The organism is Staphylococcus sp. FSL H8-0121, assembly GCF_038008425.1.
Classification (GTDB): domain Bacteria; phylum Bacillota; class Bacilli; order Staphylococcales; family Staphylococcaceae; genus Staphylococcus; species Staphylococcus pasteuri.
Genome location: NZ_JBBOZB010000001.1, coordinates 464,163 through 475,385 on the forward strand (window position 1 = coordinate 464,163; position 11,223 = coordinate 475,385).

General features: G+C 29.9%; 10 protein-coding genes. 4 read left to right on the forward strand and 6 right to left on the reverse strand.

Annotated elements, in window-relative coordinates; genetic code table 11:
* The first annotated feature begins 145 nt into the window (after nucleotides 1–145).
* The 4 genes from nikB to LFT63_RS02290 are packed head-to-tail and all read left to right on the forward strand — an operon-like array spanning nucleotide 146 to nucleotide 3,414.
* Entirely contained in the window at nucleotides 146–1,147 is a 1,002-nt protein-coding gene (gene nikB, locus LFT63_RS02275; RefSeq protein ID WP_340767825.1) for a nickel ABC transporter permease, read from the forward strand.
* Nucleotides 1,137–1,952 carry a nickel transporter permease gene (nikC, locus tag LFT63_RS02280; protein ID WP_017636983.1) on the forward strand — a complete coding sequence of 272 codons (816 nt, stop codon included), beginning with the start codon at nucleotides 1,137–1,139 and terminating at the stop codon, nucleotides 1,950–1,952. Before nikB ends, nikC begins: the two co-directional genes overlap by 11 nt.
* The gene (locus LFT63_RS02285; protein WP_029055378.1) at nucleotides 1,953–2,726 is read left to right on the forward strand and encodes an ATP-binding cassette domain-containing protein; all 774 of its coding nucleotides are present in this window, start codon (nucleotides 1,953–1,955) and stop codon (nucleotides 2,724–2,726) included.
* Nucleotides 2,719–3,414 carry an ABC transporter ATP-binding protein gene (locus LFT63_RS02290; protein WP_340767826.1) on the forward strand — a complete coding sequence of 232 codons (696 nt, stop codon included), beginning with the start codon at nucleotides 2,719–2,721 and terminating at the stop codon, nucleotides 3,412–3,414. The genes LFT63_RS02285 and LFT63_RS02290 overlap by 8 nt, the downstream gene beginning before the upstream one ends.
* A gap of 72 nt (nucleotides 3,415–3,486) precedes the next feature.
* Here LFT63_RS02290 and LFT63_RS02295 read toward each other — a convergent pair whose 3' ends face one another.
* The 6 genes from LFT63_RS02295 to trpB form a co-directional block, all read right to left on the reverse strand.
* Nucleotides 3,487–4,503, reverse strand: a complete 1,017-nt coding sequence (locus tag LFT63_RS02295; protein WP_029055380.1) for a siderophore ABC transporter substrate-binding protein — start codon at nucleotides 4,501–4,503, stop codon at nucleotides 3,487–3,489.
* Nucleotides 4,504–4,569: 66 nt separating this feature from the next.
* The gene (locus LFT63_RS02300) at nucleotides 4,570–5,334 is read right to left on the reverse strand and encodes an HAD-IIB family hydrolase (RefSeq protein WP_340767827.1); all 765 of its coding nucleotides are present in this window, start codon (nucleotides 5,332–5,334) and stop codon (nucleotides 4,570–4,572) included.
* A 915-nt stretch (nucleotides 5,335–6,249) separates the two neighbouring features.
* Nucleotides 6,250–7,509, reverse strand: a complete 1,260-nt coding sequence (locus LFT63_RS02305; protein ID WP_017636406.1) for an aminoacyltransferase — start codon at nucleotides 7,507–7,509, stop codon at nucleotides 6,250–6,252.
* A gap of 42 nt (nucleotides 7,510–7,551) precedes the next feature.
* Nucleotides 7,552–8,808 (reverse strand): aminoacyltransferase, encoded by a 1,257-nt coding sequence (locus tag LFT63_RS02310; RefSeq protein WP_029055383.1) that lies wholly within the window; start codon nucleotides 8,806–8,808, stop codon nucleotides 7,552–7,554.
* A gap of 476 nt (nucleotides 8,809–9,284) precedes the next feature.
* Complete coding sequence (trpA, locus tag LFT63_RS02315; protein WP_340767828.1) at nucleotides 9,285–10,013, reverse strand: tryptophan synthase subunit alpha; 729 nt, start codon at nucleotides 10,011–10,013, stop codon at nucleotides 9,285–9,287.
* The gene (gene trpB / locus LFT63_RS02320) at nucleotides 10,006–11,220 is read right to left on the reverse strand and encodes a tryptophan synthase subunit beta (RefSeq protein WP_017636409.1); all 1,215 of its coding nucleotides are present in this window, start codon (nucleotides 11,218–11,220) and stop codon (nucleotides 10,006–10,008) included. Before trpB ends, trpA begins: the two co-directional genes overlap by 8 nt.
* Nucleotides 11,221–11,223 lie beyond the last annotated feature (3 nt).

Consider the following 11,223-nt stretch of genomic DNA (forward strand, 5'->3'; position numbering starts at 1 on the left):
AATTTTCATAACCCGATTCTGAATATAACTAACAGAGTTGGGTTTTTAATTTTGATGTAACTAAACATTTTTACAATATAAATATTAGCGTCTATAAACTTTGGCGTTATTAATTTAATATCATCATTTTTATGGAGAGATATCAATGAATATTTTTAAAATAATCACTGCAAAGTGCATACAAATGATTGTTGTGCTGTTAGTTTTATCAACGATTACTTTTTTATTGATGAAATTATCACCGGGTAATCCAGTTGATAAGATTTTACACTTAGATACTGCACAAGTTTCAAATACACAAATTAAAGCAACAGAGGACAAACTTGGACTAAATGATTCCATATTTATTCAATGGTGGCATTGGATCAATCAAATTTTACATTTGGATTTAGGTGTTAGTTATCAAACAAATGAGCCAGTTACTCAAGAAATCACTAACTATGCAACCCAAACTTTAATTATAACTTTAGGTACACTTGTTGTTTCTATTATTATTTCATTACCATTAGGTATCTTAGCAGCAATCCATTATCATCGCCCAATTGATAAAATAATAAGAATAGGTACTTCATTATTGGTCAGTTTACCTGCATTTTTTATAGGTATACTTTTATTATATATATTTGATTTGAAATTAAACATCTTACCACCAGCTAGTGATGGTCAATTTGTTTCATATATACTTCCAATTTTAACAATGAGTATTGGTATGTGCGCATACCTCATTAGATTAATTAGATCTAATTTGTTGGATTTATATCAAAGTCCGATCGTACAAGTTTCTCGATTACGAGGTATGTCTGAACACTATATTCTATTTCATGATTTATTAAAACCTGCACTTTTACCAACCATTCCATTGATTGGGTTATCAGTAGGTAGTTTAGTCGGAGGTACGGTGGTTATTGAAAATCTATTTGAAATACCTGGTTTAGGTGCTTTTTTAGTCGATAGTATTCGTTCTAGAGATTATCCCGTTATCCAAGGCGTTGTTTTATTTATCGGCACTTTAGTCATTTTTATTAATACCTTAGCTGATTTATTAAGTGTAATGTTAGACCCAAAACAACGTTTGGCTTCACACCATAATACAAAGAAATCGTCTCAAGGATATGAACAAAAGGAGGCGACACCTCATGAAAATTAAATTCAACAAGAAAAACTGGATATTTTATGTATTTTTCATTTATATTTTAATCATTATTCTGATGCAATTTTTTGTAAATGATGAAACTGCTATAAAAGTTAATTTATCTCAAACATTTGAGCCAATGAGTGGAAAACACTTTTTAGGAACTGATGATTACGGAAGAGATTTATTTACACGTTTAGTTGTTGGTGCACGTTCAACTTTGTTGGTAACAGTATTAACACTTATCATTACAGTCATTATTGGCGTTCCACTTGGTTTATTAGCAGGTTATAAAAAAGGTTGGACAGACAATATTATTATGCGTGCAATCGATATCGGATTAAGTATTCCAGAATTTGTTATTATGATTGCTTTAGCAAGTTTCTTTCATCCAAGTATTTGGAATTTAGTTATAGCTATTACAGTTATAAAATGGATGAATTATACAAGAGTCACAAGAGGAATAGTTAACAGCGAGATGCATCAATCTTATATACGTATGGCACAACTTTTCAAAGTACCTACATCGAAGATTCTTTTTAAACATTTATTGCCTAAAGTATTACCATCAATATTAGTATTAGTCATTGTAGACTTTGGGAAAATTATTTTATATATTAGTTCGTTATCATTTTTAGGTCTTGGTGCTCAACCACCTTCACCAGAATGGGGCGCGATGTTGCAAGCAGGACGTGATTTTATAACTTCTCATCCTATTATGATGATTGCACCTGCAACGACTATTGCTATTACAATCTTAATATTTAATTTAACCGGTGATGCTTTACGTGATCGTTTATTAGAAAGGGGAAATCGATAATTGAATACTATAGACATTAAAAATCTCTCAATTGAAGACGAACATAGAAACCAACTAATAACAAATGTCGATTTTACTATATATGATAAACAAGTAAATGCCATCATTGGTGAAAGTGGGGCAGGAAAAACGCTATTGATGCGTTTTATATTAAATCAACTACCGTCGCATTTTCGAGTTAATTGTGATCATTTTCATTTTAATGATCACTCTCATGGCACTATTCAATACCAATTAGGTAAAGATATCGGGTATATTTCTCAAAATTATACACAAAGTTTCAATGACCACTCTAAACTAGGTAAACAACTTGTTGCTATTTATCGCACTCATTACGATGTAACAAAACAAGAGGCTATTTCTAAAGTAAATAAAGCATTAGGATGGGTGAACTTAGAAGGTGAATTTATATTACAACGTTATAGCTTTCAATTATCAGGAGGGCAGTTAGAACGTGTATATATCGCTAGCGTACTTATGCTTGACCCAAAACTCATTATTGCTGATGAACCTGTTGCTTCTTTGGACGTCGTAAATGGACAACAAATTATGGATTTATTACAACATATTGTTAATGATCATCATCAAACGCTTTTAATCGTTACTCATAACATGAGTCATGTTTTAAAATATGCAGATTACATTAATGTTATGAAATTTGGACAAATCATAGATTATGGCGACCTTAACTATTTTCAAAGTCACCATATCAATCCTTATTCTCAACAATTATTACATTCTAGAAGTCATTTAAAGAGGGATGAACATGATTAAATTAGACAATGTTTCTTTCAATTACCATAAAAATCTACCTGTGTTGAAACATATTAATTTAACAATACAAGATAATGAAATCGTTGGTATTGTTGGGGAAAGTGGGTCAGGGAAGAGTACACTTGCCTCATTATTAATGAATGAACACAGCCCATCAGAGGGATTTATTAAGTCAGATACTCAAGACATACTACCTGTATTTCAACATGCTTCAGAAAGTTTTAATCCTAATATGACTATCCAACAGTCATTGTCTGAACCTTTGATCTACTATAAAAAGTATAATGATAATGATATTGATAAAATCATCAACGATACAACACAATCATTTAATTTACCATTATCTTTACTAACAAAATATCCTAGTGAATTAAGTGGTGGTCAGCTACAATGTTTTAACTTGATGCGTACGTTACTCGCAAAACCACAAATATTAATTTGCGATGAAATTACATCCAATTTAGATGTTATCGCAGAACAACACATGTTAGATATTTTAAAAGAAAATTATCAAAAACATATACAAACTTTAATTATGATTTCACACGATTTGTCTGTCATTCAGCGGATGTGTCAACGTATGATTGTATTACAAAATGGCGAAATTGTTGATGATTTTGAAACTGGATTGTTATTTAATGAGGACCGACATCCTTATACTAAACAACTTGTTCAAGCATTTGAATAAATAAGTTAAAAAGTGAGTGGGGAAGGCATTACATTGCCAACCTCACTCACTTTTTTATTGTTTTATTGAATGTTACTTTTTATTTTTAAAGGCATCTTGTATATGGTCAAGTTGATCAATTGTAAGTTGATGTCCACCTTCACCAAAGTACCATGCATTTGATTCAAATTGATATACTTCATCATTTTTAATTGCTTTAACATTCTTAATGACTTTATTATTTAATTCTTTAGGTATAGTTTTGTCATTACCATCTTTAGTACGGTTAATTACGAATATTTTATCAGGATTAATTTTATTTAAGTATTCATAACTCACTTGATTTCCCGCTGAATTTGCTTTCATATTGTCATCAGCATGTTGAATACCTAGATCTTTATTTAAAAAGCCACCAAAACGACCAGTATTAGCAAATGCTTTCATACCTTTATCATCAACCAACAATAATAATACTTTGTCTTTAGTAATTACACGTTGTGTTTCTTTAACTTTATCTTTCAATTGTTTATTTAAAGATTTGGCTTTTTGCTTTTTATCAAATATTTTACCAAGTTGATTTGTCGTATTTTCAATTGAAGAAATATAGTTATCGTTATCTGGGCTTACAAATAAAATTTTAGCATTAGGTGCAGCCTTCTTCATTTCATCAACAGTTTTCGTATGTGCTTGTCTGAAAGAAGCAAGTATTAAGTCTGGTTTTGCTTTAGCTAAGTTATCATAATTAGGGCGCCCAGGATTTCCTAAATTAATGTATTTTTTATCTTTAAATTCAGATAAAGAGTGGGGTAAAAAGCTATTACCTTGACCTTTAGCAATTGCTTTAATATGACTTTGAAGACCCATTTGTTGCATAATATCTAAAGCACCGTAGTCCATAACTGCGACATTTTTAGCATTTTTAGGTACCTTGACTGTCTCAGTTTTCTTATCTCCTTTAGAGTGGGTATTGTTTTTATCTTTAAATTCATATGTATTCTTTATAGTAACTGTGTCTTTATTTTGTTCCTTTGATTTATGAGAACCTTGACTACAAGCTACTAAAGTTAATCCTATCATTAAAATAAATAATAATTTACATGTATTTTTCATAATCATCCTCCTTATCAATATTATAATTGAAAATGAGAATCATTATCAATAGAAATTTTACTTATTTTACAACCATTTATCTATTACTTCACATACGGCTTCATTAGTATTTTCAATTAATGTAATATTAGCATTATTGATGAATGTTGTATGCTCCATATGTTCATTAGTGACAAAGTAGCCTTGTGTAGCATGTTCTAGCATCTGAATATCGTTATGATCGTTACCAAAAGCTATATATTCAGTGGCATTACCAATGAGTTCTTGGATAGTAGTATGTTTATCAATACCTTGAGCAGTAATATCAATATATCGTTCATTAAGATGATGTATAAGTTCAACAGATTTAGATTTTTCAGCTAAAATCGTAGCAATTTCTTCAAAATCATCTTTACGAATTTCTAATATAATGGCTTTAATTGGTTGAGAAATATCATTCATATCTAAAGCATTTGCAGTATTATTAGGGTCAATTCGTTGAAATAGTTCATTTGTAGCATCTAAATTCGTTGAATAGTTGTATTTATCATCAAATATGTATTTTAGTTGGTATGCATTTACAATATCTTTAATTAATTGCAAATCATCGAGTTGGATTGATTTAATAACTTCAATACGACCATTTTGAGAAATAATTGAGCCATTGCCACCAATAAGTGTAAAATCTTCAAATTCTGGAATAACTGGTAATAAATCTCTAATTGGACGTGCTGATGCAAATATAACTTGATGACCGTTAGCATGTAGTTTAAATATACGATCGATAATACGTTGATCTACATGTAGACCATCAAATGAAATCGTACCATCAATATCAAAAACAAAATTCATAAAACAAAACTCCTAAACTAAAAAGATGAACTTATTATAGCATAGTGTAAGTTAGCGTTAAAAAACGAAATTCTTTTGTAATAAACAGAAAATAGGGTCCCCTGTATCGAATATCTATAACTTCCTATAATATATATTATGTAAACTAAAATCAAAAAATAACTTAGTCTCCTTGGATTATTCTTAAATTCTAAATTTCATTACCGTATTTTATATTTTACAATTCGTTATATTTTTAAGTAGTTTTGTTTTTGTATGACTTATAACTATTAAACCTTAATTTATCCTGTATTGATTTTTATAAGTCTATAGTTAATAATATCCATTAGCTTGTTAATCTCAATATAAGATAAATTATTACTTTGATACAGACCATCAAATAATTTCTATTAAATGCTAACTGTTATAATCTCACAGAAACTAAGACTATTATGTGAGATACCAATAAATGCTACAACTTCAGGTTATGTCATATCGCATGACTGACATATCTATTGATATTAACAATTAATCATCTATATGAATTCTTTTTACACATATATTATTAATGAAATTTAACATATAAAATCATATAACTCTAAACTTCGGTACACGATTATTAACACTAATCTATTTATACACATTTTCAACTTAAATAATAGTTTTAAACATTCATGTACGTAGTTTGTTTTATTTTTGCTAATTTTAGATATATTCCACTTATAAATAATTTATTAAAAATTTCGCTATAACTATTGTTGTTAAGCGATTCTATTATGCTATGATTATTTTAGTAGGGTGCAATATGATTATAAAAATTAGAATTTTTATAATATTTATTTGTAGATTTTAACTTTTGAACAAAGTAGATAAATAAAAAAAGAGATTGAGACACATGTCCCAACCTCTTAAATACAATAAATTATTTTATTTAACTTACTTTTTCACTTTTCTACGAATACGATCTAATGTAGTGAATAACCAATATTTCACTTTGTTAATTGGCTTATAAAAATCTCCTATTAACTCTTCAATTTGAACATTAAAGCCTCGTTTAAAGCGATAAACACCGTAGTCCTCACTATTTTCAGTAAAATCACCAGATAAGCCATAAAAATTGTAACGATCATAGCCATTATCGAAGCAATAATTAATCATGAACCAATGCATCATGTATGGACCCATGTATTGATTGAATTTTTCTGATGAACCACCTGAGAAGTAGTTAACTTCATAAGCATTAGCAAAGTATACACCTGAAGCAAGATTCAATATTGAACCATCAGTTTGACGAATTTCACTCGCTTGAAGCATTTCTTTTTTGTCATGCTCAATTTGTTTGTCTAACTCACTAATTTTCTTAAGTTGCTTATCACTTTTATTTTCGTTAGCCATCATTTGATCGCGGCGGCTTTCTTTATCATTTAGTGAATGCTGTAATGATTCAATATATTCATCTAAATCAATATATGCTAAAGGAACTAATACTTTATCTCCATAATGGTCTATAAAATTATAAAAGTATTGATCCGTTTTAGAAGCAAAACCAGTTCTTTCTTCAGTTTCACGATAAAGTTCTAAGAAGAGATCAAATTCGTCCCTACTTAAAAATCTTACTTTAACTCCGTAGTTTATCGCTTTATTAATATTTCTTTTACGTTGACTATCAAATTCTTTTTTCAATGATGCAGGTGTTTTCCCCTCTAAATTTAATACACCCATCCATCTTACTTGACTGAAATTATCATATGTTGTTGTAAATCCATGATGCTCATAGCCATGTGATTTAAATAAATTAACGAGTGCATCATTTTTTTCATGATTATCTAGAGGTTTAATATCTTTATCATAAATTTGATAAATCCAATATGGGTCCATTTTGACATATAAACATTGATGTTGTTGTAAGTATTTTTCTAACTCTCTCAAATAAAAGTCAACTAGTCCTAAGTCAGAATAATCCATAACAGGGCCGCGGTTTGAATAATAAACGTAACTACCCATTGTTGGAATTTTAGAAAATAGACTTGCTGCAATGACCTTATTACTTTCATCTTTTATACCTAATAATACAACCTGAAAACCATCTGTTTCACGAGTAGCAATATTTTCTTTTACTTGAAAATAATGACTTTCTAAAGATGGATTTTGTACAAAGTTCTCAAATTCTTTAACTGTCAACTCTGTAAATTTCATATTTAGATAATTCCCTTCCTAATAAAAATTTATTATTTATGTTTATTTTTTAAGTAATTTCTTTAATGTAGTATAAACAGTGTACATAGGTTTATTTATTGGTTTAAGAAAATCTCCTACATATTCAATGACATCAGCATTATAGCCTTTTTTAAATTTGATTACACCAGCATCTTCTGCATCTTCTGTGAAGTCCCCACTGATTCCATAGAAATTATAACGGTTGATGCCATGTTCTAGTGCATAATTAATCATTGTCCATTGTACAGCATAACTACCTGCGAAGTGTCGATATTTGTTTGACGTACCGCCTGCATAGTAAACAACCTCGAAAGGATTAATAAAGAAGTAACCTGCAGAAATTGGTAATTCATTACCATGTTCTGCTTGAAGTCGTTGTGCTTCATCTAATTTCTGTTGATTAGCAGCTATTTGTTGCTCTAAGTTAGCCTTTTTATTATGTGATTTTTTATTATCTGGGCGCTTTTCAATATCTTTGATGGCTTTATTTAAATCTTTGTTTAGTGTCTCTTTTTCATTATTTAACTCTTCAATATATTCATCAAAATTAATATATGCTAATGGCACTAAAACTCGATCTTTGAAATGTTTAAAACGATCATAATAATAATTATCGTCTCTATCTTGGAATTCTTTAGTTTCTGATGTATCTTCCATAAATGATCTAAATATTGGTAATTCTTCTTCGGATAAGAATTTAACTTTCACACCATTTTTTTGTACCTTTTTAGTATTACGTTTACGTAAATTATCCATTCCGTCTAAAACATCTTTAGCAGTCTTGTCTTTTAAGTCTAATACTGAATGATATCTAACTTGTAATACTGGATGAAAGCCTTTATGAAAACCTTCATGTTTAAACCCTAGTGATTTCATTTTATCAAATATCCAATCATGGCCGGCATTTCCAAGGACTTCCCCATCATGATTTAAATATTGATACGGTACATACGGATCTACTCTTAAATAAAGACAGTTATGTTTTTTAACATATTTAGTTAATTCATTAAAAAAGTAATGAACTAATTCTTTATTATCATAATCAATGACTGGACCTCTATTAGTATAGAAATACTTGAAGAATTTCAACACTGGTACTGCTGTTAGTAAACATGCTGCAATGACTTCATTGTCATTATTCTTAATACCAACTAAATGTGACTCTGTACCTTCAGCAAGTTTCAATTCATAGTTACCTATCATTTGTGTGAAATGGGTGTAAGGCATTTGGTCTGTAAAATCGCCAAATTCCTTCGCTGTTAAGTTTGTAAACTTCATTATCATAACTCCTATTGTTTTTATCTCTATTTTTATCTCTGTTAAGAATTCGATTTAAGTTCAAATTATACTATGTTCAAATGATGTTACTTTCTATGTATATAATATCTAATAATACTTAAATATGTGCAATATAAATATTGCTATTTATGGTGTCCATATAAGTTATTACTGGTACACCTTAAAAATTAATTGTTTTAATAATATTAAGAATGCCTTTCATAACCTTTTTCAACTTATTTTGACTAATTGTAATAAATAATAGTATGAGTTAAATATATAAACCCATACTATTAATGTATTATCATCTATTATTTTAATGCATTTACAAACCTATTGCCAATGACTTCCCTTAAAACATTGTAAAATTTATGCAATTTGATTAAGTTCTATCATAATACGTGTATTAAATTACATATATCCTTTATAATTACATTTTTCTGATTTATCATGCTATGAATTAAAATCCATTTAAATTATTGATTTAGTGCATGTCGTATCGAATTGAAATATTTAATATTCTCTTCAGTTGAATCATTAGCGAAGCGTCTTACTATTTCACTACCTATAACTACACCATCTGCTATTTGTGAAATATCTTTAACATGTTGCACATTTCTAATTCCAAAACCAGCGACAACCGGAACTTGAGCAGTTCGTTTAATTAAATTAAGTTTGGATTTTAACTCTGGATGGAATTCACCATTTTTTCCAGTAGTTGCATTCATTGTAACAGTGTAAATAAAACCTTCAGCTTTTTCAGCTATTAGTTTCATTCGTTCTTCAGACGTTGTCATAGCAATTAAAGGAATTATTTTCACATTACTTTCATATGTTTGTTGTTTTAATTTTTGAGCAAGTTCAAACGGTAAATCAGGTATAATCACTCCATAAACACCTGCTCGTTGACAAGCTTCAAAAAATGCTTTTTCACCGTAATTACAAATAATATTATAGTAAGTCATTAACACATACTGACTTTTAATTTCTAATTGATGTAATTCTAGTTGCTCGAAAATGTATTCAATTGTAATACCTTCTTCTATAGCTTTTCCACCAGCTTCCATTATTGTCGGTCCATCTGCCACTGGATCTGAAAATGGTACACCAACTTCAATAATATCTGCGCCACACTGACTCAACGCTTTCATATGTTCTATCATTTTAGAATTGCCCATAATATATGGAATAAATAGTTTACTCATTTGTGTCACCTCTTTGTTGTGTGTATTGACGTATCGTATTCATATCTTTATCACCACGACCAGAAAGTGTTACAACAATGATGTCATCTTTATTCATAGTTGGAGCTAGTCTTTCTACATAACTTAATGCATGCGCACTTTCAATGGCTGGAATAATTCCTTCAGCTTTAGTGAAACGTATTAAAGCTTCCATAGCCTGTTCATCACTAGCTTCGGTATAAGTTACACGTCCAATGTCGTTATAATAAGAATGCTCAGGACCAATACCTGGATAATCTAAACCAGCTGAAATGGAATGTGCTAATTGCACTTGTCCATGCTTATCTTGAATTAAATACATTTTGGCACCATGTAAAACTCCAGGATTCCCTTTACCAATTGCAAGTGCATGTTTATCAGTATTTTTGCCTTTACCTGCTGCTTCAACACCATATAGTTTCACTTCATCTTGAATAAATGGATAAAATGTGCCGATAGCATTAGAGCCACCACCAATACAAGCAACGATTGCATCCGGTAATCGATTTTCTTTGTTCAATATTTGAGATTTAATTTCTTTTCCTATTACGCTTTGTAAATCTCTAACTATTGTTGGAAATGGATCTGGCCCTAATGCAGATCCTAAAAGATAATGTGTATCTTCAACATGACTAACCCAATATTGCAATGCTTTGTTTACTGCATCTGATAAAGTGCCTTGACCTTCTTCAACCGAAACAACCTTAGCGCCTAACAATTCCATTCTAAAGACATTTAATTGTTGTCTTTGAATATCTTCTTTTCCCATAAAGACAATGAGTTCCATATCGAATAATGCAGCAACTGTTGCACTAGCCACACCATGTTGTCCAGCACCTGTTTCAGCTACTAGTTTACGTTTACCCATACGTTTTGCTAACAGTGCTTGTCCAAGTGCATTATTAATTTTATGCGCACCAGTGTGGTTAAGGTCTTCTCTTTTTAAATAAATTTTTGCTCCACCTAATTGCTCTGTATATGCTTTGGCATAAGTTAAGGGTGTTTCTCTACCCACATATTCTTTTAAATAATATTGAAGTTCATCTTGAAATTTTTGATCATTTTTAGCTTTTTGGTATGCTTGTTTTAGTTCTATGATTGCTGGCATTAATGTCTCCGGTACATATTGTCCACCATATTCTCCAAAGAACCCTAATTCATCTGCTTCCGTTTGTATTTGTTTAATCATAAC

Coding starts and splice junctions, on each gene's coding strand:
- nikB (WP_340767825.1), top strand. CDS start 146: ATGAATATTTTTAAAATAATCACTGCAAAGTGCATACAAATGATTGTT.
- nikC (WP_017636983.1), top strand. CDS start 1,137: ATGAAAATTAAATTCAACAAGAAAAACTGGATATTTTATGTATTTTTC.
- LFT63_RS02290 (WP_340767826.1), top strand. CDS start 2,719: ATGATTAAATTAGACAATGTTTCTTTCAATTACCATAAAAATCTACCT.
- LFT63_RS02295 (WP_029055380.1), bottom strand. CDS start 4,503: ATGAAAAATACATGTAAATTATTATTTATTTTAATGATAGGATTAACT.
- LFT63_RS02300 (WP_340767827.1), bottom strand. CDS start 5,334: ATGAATTTTGTTTTTGATATTGATGGTACGATTTCATTTGATGGTCTA.
- LFT63_RS02305 (WP_017636406.1), bottom strand. CDS start 7,509: ATGAAATTTACAGAGTTGACAGTTAAAGAATTTGAGAACTTTGTACAA.
- LFT63_RS02310 (WP_029055383.1), bottom strand. CDS start 8,808: ATGAAGTTTACAAACTTAACAGCGAAGGAATTTGGCGATTTTACAGAC.
- trpA (WP_340767828.1), bottom strand. CDS start 10,013: ATGAGTAAACTATTTATTCCATATATTATGGGCAATTCTAAAATGATA.
- trpB (WP_017636409.1), bottom strand. CDS start 11,220: ATGATTAAACAAATACAAACGGAAGCAGATGAATTAGGGTTCTTTGGA.